This is a genomic window from Bacillus proteolyticus (assembly GCF_001884065.1).
Classification (GTDB): Bacteria; Bacillota; Bacilli; order Bacillales; family Bacillaceae_G; genus Bacillus_A; species Bacillus_A proteolyticus.
This window is the reverse complement of sequence record NZ_MACH01000079.1, coordinates 32,628-51,438: the sequence shown is the minus strand read 5'-3', so window position 1 is coordinate 51,438 and position 18,811 is coordinate 32,628. Positions and strand designations below refer to the sequence as shown.

The following is an 18,811-nucleotide window of genomic DNA, read 5'->3' as shown; positions in this document are numbered from 1 at the left end:
CTAACGGGTGTTTTAGTTGAACAACATTTAAACAACTTTATTATCACTTTACATTCTGATGGATATTCTTGAAAAGGGAGTAATGTTGTATGAAATCAATAAATGTAAATGGGACTATATATCATATTGAATCTGTTCCTTTTGAAGATAAGAGTGAGCAGGATGAAGAGGGATACTACGAATATTTTTACAAAGGAGTCAATTTATCGTTTCACTCTGACAAAGAAGTAATTAAAGCCCGAATTTATGAGGAGGAAGAGATAATATATTTCTTAAAAAATCCAATTCTTGCTTTTGGTAAAGATTTTGAAGCGATAAAGGTATATATAATTAAAGAATATGATGTAAATAAATTTAAGATTCCAGGTGGGGAAAAGCCTATATAGAGTTATAGCCATAATTGATCTTTATCTTTACCATAATATATTAAATGCAAAAGGTAGATAGTTATATGATTCGTGAAGCTGAACCAAAGGACGGTAATATAAATGAAAATCTATTTTTAAAAATTGGTTGTTCCACAAAACGACAAAAATGAGCTGAATGATCATAAATAATTGTAAAGAGATAAAAATTTTGTTTAGGGGGGACTTCATAACCGTAGCTTGATAGCGGTGGGCTACAGCCACATTATTGCTACTAAGCAAAGGTTCTTAAGTTCCCTATAGCAAAAAGATAACTTTTTAATGACTAGCGATTTATAAGCATTCAACTGAATGAAAAAGGAATAATAATAGTACCTGTAGAAAGCTACATAGAATATAAAAACCATTAGGGGGAAAACAAATGATTCATAAAGTTGGACAAATTATGTTATACGTAAATAATCAAGATGAGGCAGTAAATTTTTGGACTGAAAAAGTAGGATTTCATGTAGTTGCAGAGGAAGATAACAAGCAAGGGATGAGATGGATTGAAATTGCTCCAACAAACGATGCGGAAACAGGTATTATACTACATAATAAAGAAGTTATTTCTAAAATGAGTCCAGAATTGAATCTTGGTACACCGTCTTTAATGTTCTTCTCGGAAAATCTTGACCAACTATATAAAGATTTAACAAATAAAAATGTTACAGTTGGCGAAATGGTAACTATGCCTTCTGGTAAAGTATTTAACTTTGCTGATAGTGAAGGGAATTATTTTGCAGTAATGGAAAAGAAAAAATAATTATATTGTTATGTGAAAATCCCCCTCGTAAATAATGAGGGGGATTAAATATTTGAAGTGAATTTTTTATTAGCGAGTTGTTCTATAAAAAATGTTCCTTTTTCAATTGCAGTCTCAATATAACCAACGATTTGATCAAATGAAAACACTTGTAACTCTTCATGCAAATGTTGCTCAGGATATAGCATATCTTCAAAAATATATTGCCGAAAAGCTAAAACATTCTCTCTAGAAACCTCATCGATATTCACAATGTTAGTCTCTTGATTAAGAAGGGAGAAGAGTTGTTGTTCTTTATCGTAATGACGCAACAACTTTGCGTTCAATAATTTAAAATCGTTATAGTACATAGGTGCAATAGTTTCGTCGTTTTCCATTCTGTTTTTAAGCCATGGTAGAAAAAAGCCGCTTAGCCAATTATCATCGGCAATGAGGTGGGTATAATAACCTAAAATATAAGGGGAATCCATATGATCTTCGTATTTATGAATAAATGAATCAAAATCTATTCTTCTCGTATAGTTCTTCGTGGTACCAGCGTAAAAATGTGAAGTTCCTTTTTTTTCTTTTGAATGAACAGCATCAGGAGCTACACCACCAAGTAAGAAAGAAGTTTTGTCTGGAATAGATAGTTTTTCGGCAATCCCGCTCGCGATAATGATATGCATAATTCGTGATCCCATGAATAACACCTCTATTTCATGTATTCATTTTAGGGAGCTGTCTGAACGTTTAGTATTACTTTCCCTGTACTTTGTCTACTTTCGACCCATTCATGTGCTTTCCCTGCGTCTTGAAGAGGAAAAGATTTCGTAGTATTAATTTGTAAACTTCCATCGCGTAAATAACGGAAAACTTGCTTCGCAGTTTCTTGGAGTGATTCAGGACGTTTTTTTCGTGTAGTGCCAAAGCTAAAACCGAGTATAGAACGGCAACTTGCGTGTAAATCTTTCGTTTGAAAATGACCAACTTCTCCGCTAGCATTGCCGAAATGGACGAGACGACCGTAATAAGCAAGGCATTTTAAACTACTTTCGGACATAGTACCAGAAATAGAGTCTAAAATTACATTAACTCCTTCTCCGTTTGTAAGCTTATTAACTTTCTCTACAAAATCTTCATCTTGATGACAAATAACATAATCAGCACCAGCATCTAAAGCAATTTTTCTTTTTGCTTCACTTCCGACAGTCCCGATTACTTTTTTAGCCCCTAATAATTTTGCGAGTTGAATCGCGGTAGTACCAATTCCTCCAGCAGCTGCATGAACTAGAACAGATTCACCTTGTTGAAGTCTTGCAACATTTACAAGTAAATTGTAGCTTGTAAAAGATACGATAGGGCAAGCGGCTGCAGTTTGGAAATCAACTTCATCCGGTAATACGAAAGTAAGATTTTCATTTGCAACAACATATTCAGAGTAAGAACCATTTTGAGGAAAAGCAATGACTCGTTGGCCAGGATAAATGTTTTTCACATGAGAACCTACGCGTTCTACAATACCAGCTGCATCTATCCCTGGGATAAAAGGTAAGGCTTTGTTTCCTTTTTTGCCATAACGTGATTTAATATCGGCGAAATTAACACTAGTAGCAACAACGTGAATTAAAACTTGGTTATCTGAAAGTGTAGGAATATCCATGTCTGTATATTTCAACACTTCAGGACCACCGAATGAAGTTACAACGATAGCTTTCATATACATCCTCCTAAATTTGACTATATATATTATTTTAAATCTTCATTAGGAATTGGAAAATTATATAATTGTTATGCAAGGTTATAAGTGAAGCTTATGAAGTCATTAAATCATTATATTAATGTATATAAAAAACTTTTTGAAAAATCGAACGAAATATCGTTTTCTTGCCAATATATAGTGTAAGACAAAGGAGGGATGGTACATGAAGGATGAAACAGTGTATACAGATTTAATCCAATTAACTTTATCAGGCAATAAAGAAGCGTATAGCGAATTGTATGATAAAACGATTCAAGAAATATATAAGATAGCACATTTTTTAATAGAAGACAAAGCAGATGTAGATGATGTCGTTCAAGAAATATACATACAGCTATATGAATCGCTTCGTAAATATGATAGCAAGAAGCCATTTAGACCTTGGCTCATTGGACTTGCGATTAAACAAATTCATTCTTATAGAAGAAAGAGGTGGATGCGACTGCGAATTGTAAAAAAAGCAGAAGAGCAAAGAAAGCCAGTGCAAATTGATTTTTCTAGCGATGTTGTAAGTAAAATATCAAATCAAAAATTAATCGAACTCATTCATAAGTTACCGTATAAATTGAAACAAGTTATTATCTTAAGATACTTACACGATTACTCTCAAGAAGAAGTAGCACAAATATTACATATTCCAATCGGTACAGTGAAGTCTAGAATTCATGCGGCATTAAAGAAACTACGCCAAAAAGAACAAGTAGAAGAAATCTTTTTAGGAGAGGTAGGGAATGTGAAATGAGCTTAGATTGTAGAGTTAGAGAATCTATACAAGAAGAAGCGAAGGGGATTGTAGCACCGCCGGAGTTAAAAGAAAAAGTAATCATTCAAATAAAAAAGAAGCGCAGTGGAAGTAAAAGGAAGAAGCGCCTTATCGCAGGAGTGCTTGCAGCAGCATTTTTAATTCCGACAACGGGTTTTGCTTATCAATCTATTATGGCAGATGGTATATACGGGTCTTTTGAAAATTTAAAGAAGCATGCCGGAGCTATAACATTAGAAGGATACATGCGTTTTAATGCAAAGTTATCACAAGCGAAAGATGAAATGGGTGCGAAGGAATATGAAGAGTTTACAAAAGAACTAAAGAAATTAACAAATGCAAAGCTTGAGTACGGGGATTCGAACGGTAATATTGATTATGATCAATTATCACCAGCTAAAAAAGAAGAAATGAAAAAGGTAGAAATGGAACTTCAGCCGTATTTTGATAAATTAAATGGCCATAAATCTAGTAAAGAAGTATTAACTTCAGAAGAGTATGAACAATATATGGAAGCGTTAATGTCATATCAAACTGTATTAGTAAAAGCGAAATCGAGTGGTGGGATAACAGTAGAAGAAGTACCTGAAGCGTATAAAGAAAGATTTATTAAAGCAGAACAGTTTATGGAGTATGTAGATGAAAAGGTGAGATAAGTAAAAAAGCTCATAGCTTAAGCTGTGAGCTTTTCTTATTGAAAAGTAAATATATTAACCACCTATTCCTTTTGCTAGCAATAGGAAATATACAAATACTAATATTACGCCATTTAATGCAGTACCAACTATTCCGAATAACCAATTTTTTGATGCTATCGCAAAAATAATACCGAGTAATGAAAGTATGCCTAGAATCGCAATAATCAAAGTTAAATTTGCATTAGGTCCTCTTAAAATAAAGAAAGAACATATACTTGCGAGAAACATTAGACACGAAAATCCAAAAAATCTATACATAATAATTCTCCCTTGATTGAAATGTATTTTGACTTAGTGCACGATTTTCTATAGTTTAACATAAATTTCCTAGTACATATTGAATATATAAACAATAAAAAACGAGTATAAAATCTACGTGATTTCATACTCGTTTTATTATTACTTAAAGTTCCTTACCGCATGAATAGCTACTCTTACAAGGAGTATTGCACTTATAAATAAACCACCATAACCAACGACATTTGAAAAATTGAACATTAGGTTCTTTTGCATACAAGTCAGGGGCAGAATTATCTTGATTTGCTTAATAAAGTGAAAGTGGAAATTGCTTAGTTATATTCCTTACTATTCTCCTTGTCTTTTTGTATCAAACAATCTAAAAGTGAGTAACCAGCTATTAAACTAATAATGGTAACGAAAGTCGTATTCACAAGAATAATATTAGCTAAATAAGGTAGGTATGAACCAACTGGTGAAAAGAGTAGAGCTGGGGAAAAGGAAATGAATAGCGTAGGCAATGTAATAGCGATAAATTTATCCGGCTGAAAGCTCCAGTTTTGTTTACTCGTTTCACGATTAATGGATTGAAGGAATCGTAATAAAATGCCAACTACAAGAGGGAAGAGTGTAAAGTAAAATAATCTTGGATAAACGTTAAAATTCACCTGCGCGTCTGTATCTAAATAAAATTGAATTTTCACTCCGACAAATAATAATAAGACGATAAATAATGTAAAGCAGAGGTATAGCATCACTTTTTGCATTGCATTCCACCATCCTTTACTCAAAATATATTCAAAAAAAGAAGAGATATACAATAACTACTGTTGTATATCTCTTCTTTTACTGTTAGTTAATAGTGGAATTTGTTTTTTCTAGCTTCGTGAAATAATCAATTATGCCCATCGCGCTAATTTCTATATCCAGATGTAAAATGTTATAAACGGAATGATCTGATGGGACGTTTAACTTTGTAAGATGAGAAGAGATTTTATCCATTAATACAGTTTGTAAAGCCTTAGTCGCTTCATCGAAGTCATTATACTGTTCAAAGACCTCTTTACCAGTATGGACGAAAATAGGTAACCAATGTTCAAGCTGGTTATATACTTCTGTAACATTTGATGAAGCGCCGTAATGACCGAAATAAATAGTGTCTACATTCATACTTTGAATGTGATTTTTAGAAGCAATCATCGCATCTGGCTGAAATTGTGAAGGAGACGTTGACGGTAGATATAACTCTACATTAAGATCTGCAAGTTCTCTATAATAAATTCCAATTGTATCGCCAGTAAAAATGCCGTTTGTTAATGAATCGTGAATGCTAATATGGTGCTTCGCATGTCCCGGTGTATCATAAAATGTAAGGATGCGGTCTTCTGAAATCTGTAATGTATCACCATTTTGTACAATATGAACACGTTCTTCTTCAATTGGCAGAATTGGATCAAAGAGTTTATCGAAATCTTCTTTGTACACAGCTTTTGCACCTAAAATAAGTTTTGTTGGATCAATCATATGACGAGCGCCGCGCGAATGTACATATAAAGTAGCATTTGGGCACTTCTCCATCATTAAACCAGCTGCCCCTGCGTGATCTAAATGAACATGTGTAATAATGATATTTTTTACATCTTTTAAATCAATATGTAGTTGTTGTAAGCCATCTAAAATGTAAGGAAGAGAAGGGGCTGCACAAGTTTCAATTAAAGTAATTTCATCACCTAATAAAACGTACGTACCTGTTCGTTCATTATGTTGTAAATCGTAATCATCAATAAGATATAGGTGAGAAGATAATTGTTCTACTTTTTTCATATTTACCACTCCTTATATACGGTATGTATCTATTATACGCTAACAATAGAAAAAGACAGAAAACGAAAGCTCGTCTTCTGCCTTTTTCTATCGTTGTTATTTCGTTTGTTCTTTATTAATAGACATAACGAACAGTCCAACAATACCTCCAACTATTGGAAGCATAATTTCTCCTGCTAAATTAAAGTAGGAGCTTAAGAATAAACCATTTACATCGATTACCCAACCAGTAACATACAATAACATCATATATAGTACGAAATAAAACTCGCGATTTGAAATCGTTTCATATTGTGCAGTTTTCATAATGAACACCATCCTTTTCTTTTATAATGGAAATACAAACTGTCACATTTTGTTCACAATTCAATTGTAAAACTTTCCATCATAAAAGTCTAGTATATTGTGTCGAATTTTTGAATGAAAATAAAGCGCTATCATTTCGGTGTATAAGTACGTAATAAGAGCTGTATATTCACGAATGTAGTATAGTATAAACATAGAATGATAGTGAAGAGAGGAGTAGGAACAATGACAGTTTATGATTTTTCAGCTAAAACAATAACAGGAGAAGATAAATCGTTAAAAGATTACGAAGGAAAAGCACTTCTTATTGTAAATGTAGCTAGCAAATGTGGTTTTACACCGCAATACAAAGGATTACAAGAAGTATATGATAAATATAAAGATCAAGGATTAGAAATACTCGGTTTCCCTTGCAACCAATTCGGAGGGCAAGAACCAGGAACAGAAGCAGATATTACTAGTTTTTGTGAATTAAACTACGGTGTAAACTTCCCGATGTTTGCTAAGATTGATGTAAAAGGTGATAAAGCTCACCCTCTATATACATACATGACAGAACAAGCACCAGGTTTACTTGGTATGAAAGCAGTAAAATGGAACTTTACTAAGTTTCTAATTGGAAAAGACGGGAAAGTAGTAGGGCGTTTTGCACCGCAAACGAAGCCAGTGGATTTAGAGGTGGAGATTGAGAAGGTACTTGGAGAATAACTAGGAGTTTCACTTTATTAAAAACGCCTCAAAGAACAATGCAGTTCTTTGAGGCGTTTTCTTTAAACTCACATTATCAAGATTAAATTACTGCATCGAAGTCATTTGATTTAGGCAAAGAAGTTGCTTTTTTCATAAGCACTTCCCATAAGTGTACGGATTTCTTCCATTCGGCTGCGACCTGTTCCTTTTGATACATAGCGTTCTCATAACTAAAAGTAAGTTGTTGCATATCAGCCGAGTTGTAAAGCGTATCGATGTGGAGTGCATATTCTCGGAATGTTTGACTTTCACCTCGTGGTATACCGATTCGCGCAAATTGTTTTAAAAGTGCACCGTAAGCTTTGCTATAAACAGCATCATCTTTTCGATATTTATAGAAAAGAATAATAAAAAATGTAATCCACTTCATTCTAGTGGTGAAGAGAATGTATCCTATAATACTAAGCGGTATCGTAGAGAGGAATACGTACCACCAAGAAAATCCATTTTTAGAATTTGTGATCTTTTTAGTAGAGGATTCTTCTGTATTTTCTATTAAACTTTTGAGCTTTGCTTCATTGTTCCGCTCTTGCATTTGTACGTTTTGAGAATTATTTTCTTCGTTATTTTGTGAAGTAGAAGCAGAAGGATTATTTATAAAGTTATAGGGATTGGTAAACCCTTTTGTTGGTTCGAATGGAATCCATCCGTATCCTGGAAAATATACTTCAACCCAAGAGTGTGCGTTATTGTTTTCGATTTTATAAACATTCTCACCTTCTGCATCAGCAATTGTATTCTCAAGAGTTCCTTCTGTAAAGCCTTTTACCCAGCGAGCAGGAATCCCGGCAGAACGAAGTAACACGATCATAGACGTCGAAAAATTATTACAGTAGCCGCTTTTTGTATCGAAAAGGAATTGATCTACATAATCTTGGTTTTTTGCAGGGAATAAGACATTCATTGTTTCGTATACAAAAGAATGGTCTGTGAAGTAATTTTCAATAGCCAATACTTTATCATATCGGTTGTCTTTATCATTTGTAAGATTGACAGCCAAGTCTTTTACTCGCTGCGGTAATGATTCAGGAAGTTGTGTGTACTTTGTCATGAAATAAGAACTTGTTTCATGACCTTCATTCGTTTTTACAACTTTCAAATTTTCTATGGAGAACTCCGGGATTTCATATGTTACTTTATACGAATTTAAAGTAGTAGAAGAATCTCCGTGCATCGTATAGATTTTTTCTGAAAATGGGTCAACGCTGTATGATACATCGGGAGAAGCCTCAACCGATACTAATCCTGCTGGATAGGTAAGGTGAGGATAACTTTTTTGCATGGTGATTGTTGCTTCGGTTGTCTCCGTTTTTGTATTTTGTTCGTACCAACTCACGACGTCGTTTTTATTTTTAAAAGAAACCTTTTTCGGATTTTCAGAAACCTCCCAGCCTTTTCCTGTATAAAAATCTTTTGTTTCTACTCTCCAATATTGTTTGTTTTGCGTTTGTGCTGTAAAAACAATTGTATTATCCGCCTTAAAAGGACCACCTAATTGCGAGTCATCTAAACCATACCCAATTTTAGAAATTTCTTGTTCTTTACTTGCTTCGGATGTGTTGAATTTTAAAAAATTCATTGGGTTTGGCCATTGAGGGCCAAATTTTGGAGCGAAGTATGCGATGGTTGCTGACAATACAATAAATATTGTAAGAGGTCTAAGTAATTTTGAGATTGCTCTAGCATAATTTTGTAAGTGTTCAATCTCTTTTATTCGTTCCATTTGAAGAAGACTAAGCATAAAAAAGCCAATGACAACAGTACGAATAATAGCGTAGTTTGCATTGTATAAATGTAAGTTATGAAAAGTTGTGATATAAATAATAGTCAATACAAGAAATAACAGCCCACGTTTTTTATGAATCATCCAAAACGAGATGAAAGAACTCAAAAACCAAAATGATAAAAAAAATAAAAGTGTTGGAAAAACTGGAGAAATATCTAACAAATTCCCTTGGGAAAACAGGGAGGAATTTCGAGAAATATCAGAAAAAAAATTCGTTAGCCAAGATGGATTTATAAAAGCATTTTTATAATACAGGAAATGAATGATGAATAAGATCGTGACGATTTTTATAGGAATCTGCCATCTTGTTTGAAAAAAAGAGAGAGTGAAGCAAATTCCTATAAATATTACAAAAATATCTAATCTACCTACATTTGTAATACCTATAAGAGGTCTTAGCCATTCTAGTAAAAGTAGAAGTGCACATACATGCATGAAGAATCTATTCATATCCCACTGTTTTTTTATTTGTAATGTTATCATTTGCTCACCTCAAAAAATACGTTTGTATACCGGTTTTCATAAACCGCATTTACAAATATTTTTCGTTTTTGTAGAGTTTCTAGTATACTTAGTTCCCGCTGTGAAAGTTGATTTGCTTTTTCTTTCACGACAAACACCATTAATTTTCTATTTTTAATAGCTGCATAGTCAGCTGCCTTTTGAATATCGGGAGAAAGAACGCTTGTCACGAGTATAATCGTTACGGGCTCATAAATTTTTCTTAATTCCATTTCTACACTCTGGGAGAGCGGGAATACACTGTCTGCTTGTACTTTCGCTAAATGACAAAAGATTTGTTGTAACTGCGTATCTCCATTGTCTAAAGGGAAAAAAGTTCGTTCTTTTCCGACAGACACGAATGACGCTGGTGAATTTTGCTTCAAGACAGCCCTTACAATAGAGGCAGTAAACGTTACGACTGATTCGAATAAAGGAGATGGGGTTCTGTCCATGAATATCATAATATTATGGCTGCGCTGTTGTTCAAACTCTTTCGTCATAATATTGTTTGTTCGTGCAGTTGCTTTCCAATCAATCCATGAAAAGCGGTCACCAGGTTTATATTCTCTGACACCGACAGAGACTGTAGAGTCTTTTGCTAAATTTATATTTGCTGAAAGTGCCCCTTGTTCGAAATGATTTTCCAATTGTCGATACGTTATATCTACATACTGGGGATAGACTAAAAATGTATCTGGAACTGAAAAAGTTACTTCTTTCTCTATCACACCGAATAGATCGCCAGTTTTGACACGTACGCTTGAAAAAGTGTGCTCTCCTCTAGGGATTGTGTCAATAACATATTGAAACGAAATATTTCGTTTTAATCCTGGAAAGAGTATTATCTTATTCGCCTTCGTTTGTTTACAATTTGTAAATTGTGATGGCAGTTCATCTTCTATAACTAAATAAAGTAAGGGAAAAGGAAATTTTCTTTTTATTGTAAGAGTGCTTAAAAATTGTTCTCCTGCTGCATATTCGTTTTGGTTTGTTATTCGTTTTACTTCAGCGTCTCGTAAAGCGTAGAAGGGAAGTAGTAGTGAATAAAGGCAAATAGGAATCGTACTGTAAAACAAAAACCAACTTACAAATCCTCCTTGAAGCATAGCGTATACAAATGTTAAGACTAGGCATAAAGGTATTAGCAATAACTTCGTAACGTGATATAGCGCCCGTAGTAGTCGTTTCATCAAAGGTTCATCTTCCTTTGAGTCGGAACGGTAGTTCGTGCAACGATTTTGGCGATAACTTGTTCTCCTGTTATTCCTTCAAATCTTGCTTCCATTTTTAGAATGAGTCTGTGAGCTAACACGTAAGGAGCTAAAAATTTAACATCGTCTGGAATAACATAATTTCTGCTATGGATGAATGCATAAGCTTGTGAAGCTTTCATTAAAGCAATTGAGCCGCGTGGACTTGCACCTAGCTGTATAGAACTATAAGAACGAGTCTGACTAACAAGCTTTACAATGTAATGCTTGATTGCTTTGTCCATGTTTATATCCCGTACGCTTTGTTGTAAATAAAGTAATTCTTTTATTGTAGTAATAGCTTGTAAATGAGAGAGTGGATTTGTTTTTTCCATCCGGTTTAAAATTTCAAATTCTTCTTCTGGTGTAGGATATCCCATTCTTAGCTTCAACAAGAAACGATCGAGCTGAGCTTCTGGTAAAGGGTATGTTCCCTCATATTCGACCGGATTTTGTGTAGCCATTACAAAGAATGGTTTTGGTAACGGTCTTGTAATGCCATCTATTGTGATAGTACCTTCTTCCATACTTTCAAGTAAGGCAGATTGTGTCTTTGGAGATGTACGATTAATTTCATCAGCAAGTATAAAATTCCCCATAATTGGTCCAGGCTTGAACTCAAATTGGAGTTCTTTTGGATTATAAATAGAAACACCTGTTACATCTGAAGGCAGTAAATCAGGTGTGAATTGAATTCGCTTGTAATCGGCATCAATTGATTTAGAAAGAGCGCGTACTAACATTGTTTTCCCGACACCGGGAACATCTTCTAATAGTACATGACCTTCAGCTAAGAGAGCTGTTAAGGCTAAGATCGTTTCTTTTCGTTTCCCGACCATTAATTTTTCAATATTGTTGATTATTTTTTCTACAATAGGATGTAATGAATCAAGCTGGGGCATTGTAATCCTCCTAATTTTATTATCGTTTTCTAATCTATTTAGTGGATAATAGAATTTATCCCTCTATTTGCGGGTAGTAAAACTCTCATCTTAAATTCTGAGAATATTCAGATTATTTATTCCGATTACAACTAGTATAATTGTTTCCATAACTAAGGGCAATACAGTAAATAATGATTTGTAGTTTTATATAAAATATGTCTTGATATAAAATAGTAGCGTTGAAGAAAAATAAATTCCTTACGTACAATAAAACAATAGGATAATCCGTGTCAGAAGGTGACGAATATTTATTATTTATATATAATCATGGGTTATCGAGAGTATTGTCGGTAAAGAAGAGGAGGGAGGGAAGGAAAGGATAACCTTGGTGACCAAAATAAATAGCGTAGAAATCCCTACGCGTAAAGGTTAGATACATATATCATATGTCTTGTGATTAAAATTTATATGAAATAATAAATAAAGCCGACTGCATGTAGAGGCCAGCCACTTAAATTATTACAATTCTTTATTTTTCTCTTTTTTTAATTCTTTTCGTTTAGCTAACCAAATATGAATTAATTCTACCAATTCCATTGTTTCTATCTCACAATATTCACCTTTACCATCTTCTGCTAAATTGTCTAGCACAGTAGTTGTGTCGTTCCGAATTTCTAAACCGCAAATGTTGCCATTTACTACTCCGTAATTTTTTTCTCCGTTTAAAACACTATGTATTTCTTCTAAAATCCAATCTCCAAAAGCAGAAACTTCAACTCCTAAAAAAGTTTCAACAAGTTTAATTTCTTGAGGAAGTCTCATAACTAAATCTCTATTGTTAAGTACTTCAAAATTATATGGATATTTCATTACTATTCTACTCCTTTATACTAGCATCACTCTTGTCCTATTTAAATTATAGAAAAAGTAGATTATTATGAAACTCATCTACCCAATAATTCTCTGATTCAGGTATTAATTCAGTGAAACCTTCATATTTACCTATCCAATCTTTTGGTACATATTCTTCATATGATGCTGGTTCCGGAAACATCGAATATAGTATTGTATCATCAAAGTTAATTAATAACACTGGACTGAAATCTAATAGATCTTCTCCTGCATTTTTACTTTTAATATTTTCAAGTAATAAATAATTTAATTCCTCTTTAGTTACGTTATATTTATTAATCCTTTGTAAAAACACCTCTATATTTTCATTATCTAATACTTTTATTCCATTTCTTTCTTCCGTTTCGTAATTATCTTCAGTGCTTACACTTAAATTTTTATATGCATTATCTAATTTATTATAATCTAAAAACCATAGTTCTTTATCTGTTACATACCATCTAAATTCATTATTATATATGACGGCTACTACAATGTTTTCTGCATAAAGTGGTTCTAATATCATAATATCCTCCTTTTATTATTACTTTATAATCTTGCCATTCTTGGCGTTGTTGGGTCAACTATTTTCAGGACAGTTGCCCTTGGTTTAGTGGATATAAAGTATTGCATTTTCATTTATAAACACATCTAACGATTTAAGTATATCAAATTTAACAGTCAGTGAAGGATGTGAACCCCACAATGATTAGATTTTCATTTTTTCATATTTTCACTGGAATTTTTGACAATCTCTTGAACTGTGCGAAATGTCACATCTGTATTTCACAACCTCTCTTATAGTAAGGGTATGTAAGAGAGACGTATTAAAGGAGTGAACAGTATGAAGAAGAAACCTTCAGCACTAATGAGACGTTTAAAATATTTTTCACCAATAGATCGTTATAACGATAATCATACACAAGAAACATATGAAGATCGCGAATGGGAGAATGTGTACAGAAAGCGTTGGCAGCATGATAAAGTAATCCGTTCTACACACGGTGTGAACTGCACTGGTTCATGCAGTTGGAACATTTATGTGAAAGATGGAATTGTAACATGGGAAGGACAGGAGCTTAACTACCCAACAACAGGTCCTGATATGCCTGATTTTGAACCACGAGGTTGTCCGCGTGGAGCGAGTTTTTCTTGGTACATTTATAGTCCACTTCGTGTGAAATATCCGTATGTACGTGGTGTTCTTTGGAGTATGTGGCAAGAGGAATTACAAAATAATGAGTCACCACTAGATGCTTGGAAAAGTATTGTGGAAAACCCTGAAAAAGCACGTAAGTATAAGCAGGCGCGTGGTAAAGGGGGATTTATTCGTGCGAATTGGGATGAAGTATTACAACTCGTTTCTGCTTCGTTACTTTACACAATAATTAAATACGGCCCAGACCGAAATGTTGGTTTTTCACCAATTCCAGCTATGTCGATGTTAAGTCATGCAGCAGGTAGCCGCTTTATGCAACTTATGGGTGGGCCGATGCTTAGCTTCTATGATTGGTACGCTGATTTACCACCAGCTTCTCCGCAAATTTGGGGTGATCAAACAGATGTACCAGAAAGTAGTGATTGGTATAACTCCGGATACATTATGACGTGGGGTTCAAATGTACCGATGACGAGAACACCAGATGCTCACTTTTTAGCAGAGGTTCGATATAAAGGAACGAAAGTTGTTTCTGTAAGTCCTGACTTCGCTGAATCTACAAAGTTTGCGGATGATTGGATTAGTGTGAAACAAGGTACAGACGGTGCACTTGCGATGGCAATGGGGCACGTAATCTTACAAGAATTTTACGTAGATAATCAAGTGGAATACTTCACAAAGTATGCGAAGCAATATACTGATTTTCCTTTCTTTGTCACATTGAAACAAAAAGGAGATCAATTCGTTGCGGATCGTTTCTTAAATGCTTCTGATATTGGACGTGAAACAAAATTAGGAGAATGGAAGCCTGTACTTTGGAACGAGAACACGAACGATTTTGCAACACCTCACGGCACAATGGGATCACGTTGGGATAATGAAAAGAAATGGAACTTACGTTTAGAAGATGAACAAACAGGTGAAAAGATTGATCCACGTCTTTCTTTACTTGGAATGGAAGATGCGGTTGGTACGGTACAAATTCCATACTTCTCTGATGATGGAAACAAAGTATTAGAACGTACAATTCCAGTGAAAAAAGTTATGACAGAAGAAGGCGAAGTGTTCGTTACAACTGTGTATGACTTAACGTTAGCAAATTACGGCGTGAACCGAGGGCTCGGGGGACAAGAACCGAAAGATTTCAATGATGACGTACCGTTTACACCTGCATGGCAAGAGAAAATGACGGGAGTGAAACGAGAGCTTATTATTCAAATTGCTCGTGAGTTCGCACAAAATGCTGTTGATACGAATGGTCGCTCGATGATTATTGTAGGGGCCGGTATTAACCATTGGTTTAACTCTGATACGATTTATCGCGCCGTTTTAAATCTTGTTCTTCTCGTTGGCGCGCAAGGTGTAAACGGCGGTGGTTGGGCACATTATGTTGGGCAAGAAAAGTTACGACCAGCAGAAGGATGGCAAACAATCGCGATGGCAAAAGATTGGCAAGGGCCACCGAAATTACAAAACGGTACATCTTTCTTCTATTTCGTAACAGATCAATGGCGTTATGAAGATACACCGGTTGGACATTTAGCATCACCAATTGAGGGCAACTCTCGTTATCAACATCACGGTGATTACAATGTATTAGCAGCACGACTTGGCTGGTTACCTTCCTATCCAGCATTCGAGAAAAATGGAATTGAATTATATAAAGAAGCTGTTGCTTCTGGTGCAACAACGCAAGAAGAAATCGGAAAATACGTTGCGAAAAAATTAAAAGAAAAAGAACTGAAATTTGCGATTGAAGATCCAGATAATAAAAATAACTTCCCGCGCAACTTATTCGTATGGCGTGCCAACTTAATTTCAAGTTCTGGTAAAGGACACGAATATTTCTTAAAACATTTATTAGGTACAACAAACGGATTAATGAATGATGATAGTGATTCATTACGACCAGAAGAAATTAAGTGGCATGAAGAAGCACCAGAAGGGAAGTTAGATTTACTCATTAATTTAGATTTCCGTATGGCTGGAACAGCGCTTTATTCTGATATCGTCTTACCTGCTTCAACTTGGTATGAAAAGCACGATTTAAGTAGTACAGATATGCATCCATTTGTGCATCCGTTTAATCCAGCAATCGGTTCACCGTGGGAAGCACGCTCTGACTGGGATATTTTCACCGCTCTTTCTAAAGCTGTGTCAGATTTAGCGAAGAAAATCGATCTTGAGCCAATGAAAGAAGTCGTTGCCACACCACTTCTTCACGATACACCGCAAGAATTAGCGCAACCACTTGGCAAGATTAAAGATTGGAGCAAAGGCGAGTGTGAACCAATCCCAGGTAAAACGATGCCACAAATTCATGTTGTCGAAAGGGATTATAAAACGATTTATGACAAAATGACAGCGCTTGGACCAAATGCTGGAAAGCAACCGATTGGTACGAAAGGGATTTCTTGGTCTGCAGAAAAAGAATATGAGCAATTAAAGAGTCGATTAGGAGTTGTGCGAACGGATTCTATTGCGAAAGGGTGCCCAGATATAAAAGAAGCAATTAATGCTGCTGAGGCGGTATTAACACTTTCTTCTACAACAAACGGTCACATGGCTGTAAAAGCATGGGAAGCACTTGAAAAACAAACCGATTTAAAACTGCGTGATTTAGCAGAAGAACGTGAAGAAGAATGCTTCACATTTGAACAAATTACAGCGCAGCCGAAAACAGTAATTACTTCTCCAGCCTTTACAGGTTCTGAAAAAGGTGGACGCCGTTACTCACCATTTACAACAAATGTTGAACGTCTTATCCCTTGGAGAACGATAACTGGTCGACAATCTTTCTACTTAGATCATGACATGATGAAAGAATTTGGTGAAACGATGGCAACATTTAAACCAATTCTGCAACATAAACCGTTCCGTAAATCACGGCCCGAAGTAGAAGGAAAAGAGATTACACTAAACTATTTAACACCGCATAATAAGTGGTCGATTCATAGTATGTATTTCGATTCATTACCGATGTTAACGCTGTTTAGAGGTGGGCCAACTGTTTGGATGAATAAAGAGGATGCTGCTGAAGCTGGCGTTGCTGATAATGATTGGATCGAGTGCTTTAACCGTAACGGTGTTGTTGTAGCGCGTGCTGTTGTAACGCACCGTATACCGAGAGGAATGGCATTTATGCACCATGCGCAAGATCGCCACATTAACGTACCTGGTTCGAAATTAACAAGTAACCGCGGAGGAACGCATAATAGTCCAACTCGAATTCATGTTAAACCAACACATATGATTGGTGGATATGGTCAATTAAGTTATGGATTTAACTATTATGGTCCGACTGGAAACCAGCGCGACTTAAACGTTGTAATTCGCAAACTGAAGGAGGTAGATTGGCTTGAAGATTAAAGCGCAAGTCGGAATGGTAATGAACCTAGATAAATGCATCGGCTGCCATACTTGTAGCGTAACATGCAAAAACACCTGGACAAATCGTCCAGGTGCTGAATATATGTACTTCAATAACGTAGAAACGAAACCTGGAATTGGTTATCCGAAACAATGGGAAGATCAGGAGAAATATAAAGGCGGCTGGGAATTGAAAAATGGTGAAATTCAGCTGAAATCCGGTTCGAAAATGAAGCGCCTTATGAATATTTTCCACAATCCAGATCAACCAACAATTGATGATTACTTTGAACCTTGGAACTATGATTATGAAACATTAACAAATAGCCCGCAGCGTAAGCATCAACCAGTTGCTCGTCCGAAATCAGCAATTACAGGTGAATTTATTGATAAAATTGAATGGGGTCCAAACTGGGAAGATGATTTAGCAGGCGGACATATAACAGGATTACAAGATCCAAACGTAAAGAAAATGGAAGAAGAAATTAAAACGGATTTTGAAAATGTCTTTATGATGTATTTACCACGTATATGCGAACATTGTATGAATCCATCTTGCGTATCGTCTTGTCCATCTGGTGCGATGTATAAACGTGAAGAAGATGGGATTGTACTTGTGGATCAAAATGCATGTCGTGCCTGGAGATTTTGTGTATCGTCTTGTCCGTATAAAAAAGTGTATTTTAACTGGCAAACAAATAAAGCTGAAAAATGCACAATGTGTTTCCCACGTATTGAAGCTGGTATGCCAACAATTTGTTCTGAAACATGTGTAGGACGTATTCGATATATTGGGGTAATGCTATATGACGCTGACAAAGTAAAAGAAGCGGCTTCTGTTGAAAATGAAAAAGATTTATATGAATCTCAGCTTACAGTTTTTCTAGATCCAAATGATCCAGAAGTAGCAGCGGAAGCGAAAAAACAAGGGATTCCTGAAGAATGGATTAAAGCGGCACAAGAGTCGCCAATCTATAAAATGATTATCAATTGGAAAATCGCTCTACCTCTTCATCCAGAGTATCGCACAATGCCAATGGTTTGGTATATCCCGCCGCTTAGCCCAATTATGAATATGGTGGAAGGGAAAGGAAGTAACTGGCAAGCAGAAGAGATTTTCCCTGCTATCGATAATATGCGTATTCCAATTCAATATTTAGCGAATTTACTCACTGCAGGAGATGAATCACATATTCGTCTTACATTGAAAAAAATGGCTGTCATGCGAACGCATATGAGAGCACTGCAAATTAATAAAGAACCAAATGAAGCAGTATTAAAAGAACTTGATTTAACGAAACAGGATGTAGAAGATATGTATCGTCTTCTTGCTATCGCAAAATATAAAGATCGCTTCGTCATCCCGACTTCACACCGCGAACAAGTTGCAGATTTATATAGCGAACAAGGAAGCTGTGGCCTTTCCTTCACAGGTGGCCCAGGCTCTTGTATGACAATTTCTTAAATAAAGGGGGCAGA

General features: G+C 35.3%; 19 protein-coding genes. 7 read left to right on the top strand and 12 right to left on the bottom strand.

What is annotated here, in order from left to right:
* The first annotated feature begins 89 nt into the window (after positions 1-89).
* On the top strand, positions 90-386 hold the full coding sequence (locus tag BAQ49_RS11735) for a hypothetical protein (RefSeq protein WP_084667401.1): 297 nt from the start codon (positions 90-92) through the stop codon (positions 384-386).
* A 400-nt stretch (positions 387-786) separates the two neighbouring features.
* Entirely contained in the window at positions 787-1,170 is a 384-nt protein-coding gene (locus tag BAQ49_RS11730; protein ID WP_071745456.1) for a VOC family protein, read from the top strand.
* Positions 1,171-1,214: 44 nt separating this feature from the next.
* Here the strand turns inward: BAQ49_RS11730 and BAQ49_RS11725 are convergent, their stop codons facing one another.
* Complete coding sequence (locus BAQ49_RS11725; protein WP_071745455.1) at positions 1,215-1,853, bottom strand: zinc dependent phospholipase C family protein; 639 nt, start codon at positions 1,851-1,853, stop codon at positions 1,215-1,217.
* A gap of 29 nt (positions 1,854-1,882) precedes the next feature.
* Positions 1,883-2,869: a quinone oxidoreductase family protein gene (locus BAQ49_RS11720; protein ID WP_071745454.1), complete on the bottom strand. Its 987-nt coding sequence runs from the start codon at positions 2,867-2,869 to the stop codon at positions 1,883-1,885.
* Positions 2,870-3,074: 205 nt separating this feature from the next.
* Here BAQ49_RS11720 and BAQ49_RS11715 point away from each other — a divergent pair, with 205 nt between their 5' ends.
* Positions 3,075-3,653 carry a sigma-70 family RNA polymerase sigma factor gene (locus BAQ49_RS11715; RefSeq protein WP_071745453.1) on the top strand — a complete coding sequence of 193 codons (579 nt, stop codon included), beginning with the start codon at positions 3,075-3,077 and terminating at the stop codon, positions 3,651-3,653.
* Positions 3,650-4,330, top strand: coding sequence for a DUF3600 domain-containing protein (locus tag BAQ49_RS11710; protein WP_071745452.1), 681 nt, complete (start codon positions 3,650-3,652; stop codon positions 4,328-4,330). Before BAQ49_RS11715 ends, BAQ49_RS11710 begins: the two co-directional genes overlap by 4 nt.
* A 54-nt stretch (positions 4,331-4,384) precedes the next feature.
* Here the strand turns inward: BAQ49_RS11710 and BAQ49_RS11705 are convergent, their stop codons facing one another.
* From BAQ49_RS11705 to BAQ49_RS11685, 5 genes are all read right to left on the bottom strand, one after another.
* Positions 4,385-4,630, bottom strand: coding sequence for a hypothetical protein (locus BAQ49_RS11705; protein ID WP_002118769.1), 246 nt, complete (start codon positions 4,628-4,630; stop codon positions 4,385-4,387).
* Positions 4,631-4,771: 141 nt separating this feature from the next.
* Positions 4,772-4,885, bottom strand: a complete 114-nt coding sequence (locus tag BAQ49_RS33290; protein WP_244159092.1) for an ABC transporter — start codon at positions 4,883-4,885, stop codon at positions 4,772-4,774.
* A gap of 56 nt (positions 4,886-4,941) precedes the next feature.
* Positions 4,942-5,376 (bottom strand): hypothetical protein, encoded by a 435-nt coding sequence (locus BAQ49_RS11695; protein WP_071745451.1) that lies wholly within the window; start codon positions 5,374-5,376, stop codon positions 4,942-4,944.
* 85 nt (positions 5,377-5,461) lie between these two features.
* Positions 5,462-6,433 (bottom strand): MBL fold metallo-hydrolase, encoded by a 972-nt coding sequence (locus BAQ49_RS11690; protein ID WP_071745450.1) that lies wholly within the window; start codon positions 6,431-6,433, stop codon positions 5,462-5,464.
* Between the two features lie 96 nt (positions 6,434-6,529).
* Positions 6,530-6,739 carry a DUF3925 family protein gene (locus BAQ49_RS11685; RefSeq protein ID WP_071745449.1) on the bottom strand — a complete coding sequence of 70 codons (210 nt, stop codon included), beginning with the start codon at positions 6,737-6,739 and terminating at the stop codon, positions 6,530-6,532.
* A gap of 225 nt (positions 6,740-6,964) precedes the next feature.
* Here BAQ49_RS11685 and bsaA point away from each other — a divergent pair, with 225 nt between their 5' ends.
* Complete coding sequence (bsaA, locus tag BAQ49_RS11680) at positions 6,965-7,447, top strand: glutathione peroxidase (RefSeq protein ID WP_000219424.1); 483 nt, start codon at positions 6,965-6,967, stop codon at positions 7,445-7,447.
* Between the two features lie 82 nt (positions 7,448-7,529).
* On the opposite strand, the gene BAQ49_RS11675 is transcribed toward bsaA, so the two are convergent.
* The 5 genes from BAQ49_RS11675 to BAQ49_RS11655 form a co-directional block, all read right to left on the bottom strand.
* The gene (locus BAQ49_RS11675; RefSeq protein WP_071745448.1) at positions 7,530-9,758 is read right to left on the bottom strand and encodes a transglutaminase TgpA family protein; all 2,229 of its coding nucleotides are present in this window, start codon (positions 9,756-9,758) and stop codon (positions 7,530-7,532) included.
* A complete protein-coding gene (locus BAQ49_RS11670) occupies positions 9,755-10,969 on the bottom strand; it encodes a DUF58 domain-containing protein (RefSeq protein WP_071745447.1) in 1,215 nt (404 codons plus the stop codon). Before BAQ49_RS11670 ends, BAQ49_RS11675 begins: the two co-directional genes overlap by 4 nt.
* Entirely contained in the window at positions 10,969-11,931 is a 963-nt protein-coding gene (locus tag BAQ49_RS11665; RefSeq protein ID WP_071745446.1) for an AAA family ATPase, read from the bottom strand. The genes BAQ49_RS11670 and BAQ49_RS11665 overlap by 1 nt, the downstream gene beginning before the upstream one ends.
* A 501-nt stretch (positions 11,932-12,432) precedes the next feature.
* Entirely contained in the window at positions 12,433-12,783 is a 351-nt protein-coding gene (locus tag BAQ49_RS11660) for a hypothetical protein (RefSeq protein WP_071745445.1), read from the bottom strand.
* Positions 12,784-12,829: 46 nt separating this feature from the next.
* Positions 12,830-13,330, bottom strand: coding sequence for a hypothetical protein (locus BAQ49_RS11655; RefSeq protein WP_071745444.1), 501 nt, complete (start codon positions 13,328-13,330; stop codon positions 12,830-12,832).
* A 318-nt stretch (positions 13,331-13,648) separates the two neighbouring features.
* Here BAQ49_RS11655 and BAQ49_RS11650 point away from each other — a divergent pair, with 318 nt between their 5' ends.
* Both BAQ49_RS11650 and narH read left to right on the top strand, forming a co-directional pair.
* Entirely contained in the window at positions 13,649-17,332 is a 3,684-nt protein-coding gene (locus BAQ49_RS11650; protein ID WP_071745443.1) for a nitrate reductase subunit alpha, read from the top strand.
* Positions 17,322-18,797: a nitrate reductase subunit beta gene (gene narH, locus BAQ49_RS11645; protein ID WP_071745442.1), complete on the top strand. Its 1,476-nt coding sequence runs from the start codon at positions 17,322-17,324 to the stop codon at positions 18,795-18,797. The genes BAQ49_RS11650 and narH overlap by 11 nt, the downstream gene beginning before the upstream one ends.
* The last annotated feature ends 14 nt before the right edge of the window (positions 18,798-18,811 follow it).

What these genes read in the sequence shown, in the direction of transcription:
- BAQ49_RS11705 (WP_002118769.1), bottom strand. Translation starts at nt 4,630, where the DNA reads ATGTATAGATTTTTTGGATTTTCGTGTCTAATGTTTCTCGCAAGTATA.
- BAQ49_RS11730 (WP_071745456.1), top strand. Translation starts at nt 787, where the DNA reads ATGATTCATAAAGTTGGACAAATTATGTTATACGTAAATAATCAAGAT.
- BAQ49_RS11685 (WP_071745449.1), bottom strand. Translation starts at nt 6,739, where the DNA reads ATGAAAACTGCACAATATGAAACGATTTCAAATCGCGAGTTTTATTTC.
- BAQ49_RS11670 (WP_071745447.1), bottom strand. Translation starts at nt 10,969, where the DNA reads ATGAAACGACTACTACGGGCGCTATATCACGTTACGAAGTTATTGCTA.
- BAQ49_RS33290 (WP_244159092.1), bottom strand. Translation starts at nt 4,885, where the DNA reads ATGCAAAAGAACCTAATGTTCAATTTTTCAAATGTCGTTGGTTATGGT.
- BAQ49_RS11720 (WP_071745454.1), bottom strand. Translation starts at nt 2,869, where the DNA reads ATGAAAGCTATCGTTGTAACTTCATTCGGTGGTCCTGAAGTGTTGAAA.
- BAQ49_RS11695 (WP_071745451.1), bottom strand. Translation starts at nt 5,376, where the DNA reads ATGCAAAAAGTGATGCTATACCTCTGCTTTACATTATTTATCGTCTTA.
- BAQ49_RS11690 (WP_071745450.1), bottom strand. Translation starts at nt 6,433, where the DNA reads ATGAAAAAAGTAGAACAATTATCTTCTCACCTATATCTTATTGATGAT.
- BAQ49_RS11665 (WP_071745446.1), bottom strand. Translation starts at nt 11,931, where the DNA reads ATGCCCCAGCTTGATTCATTACATCCTATTGTAGAAAAAATAATCAAC.
- BAQ49_RS11660 (WP_071745445.1), bottom strand. Translation starts at nt 12,783, where the DNA reads ATGAAATATCCATATAATTTTGAAGTACTTAACAATAGAGATTTAGTT.
- BAQ49_RS11650 (WP_071745443.1), top strand. Translation starts at nt 13,649, where the DNA reads ATGAAGAAGAAACCTTCAGCACTAATGAGACGTTTAAAATATTTTTCA.
- BAQ49_RS11655 (WP_071745444.1), bottom strand. Translation starts at nt 13,330, where the DNA reads ATGATATTAGAACCACTTTATGCAGAAAACATTGTAGTAGCCGTCATA.
- bsaA (WP_000219424.1), top strand. Translation starts at nt 6,965, where the DNA reads ATGACAGTTTATGATTTTTCAGCTAAAACAATAACAGGAGAAGATAAA.
- BAQ49_RS11675 (WP_071745448.1), bottom strand. Translation starts at nt 9,758, where the DNA reads ATGATAACATTACAAATAAAAAAACAGTGGGATATGAATAGATTCTTC.
- BAQ49_RS11735 (WP_084667401.1), top strand. Translation starts at nt 90, where the DNA reads ATGAAATCAATAAATGTAAATGGGACTATATATCATATTGAATCTGTT.
- BAQ49_RS11715 (WP_071745453.1), top strand. Translation starts at nt 3,075, where the DNA reads ATGAAGGATGAAACAGTGTATACAGATTTAATCCAATTAACTTTATCA.
- BAQ49_RS11710 (WP_071745452.1), top strand. Translation starts at nt 3,650, where the DNA reads ATGAGCTTAGATTGTAGAGTTAGAGAATCTATACAAGAAGAAGCGAAG.
- BAQ49_RS11725 (WP_071745455.1), bottom strand. Translation starts at nt 1,853, where the DNA reads ATGGGATCACGAATTATGCATATCATTATCGCGAGCGGGATTGCCGAA.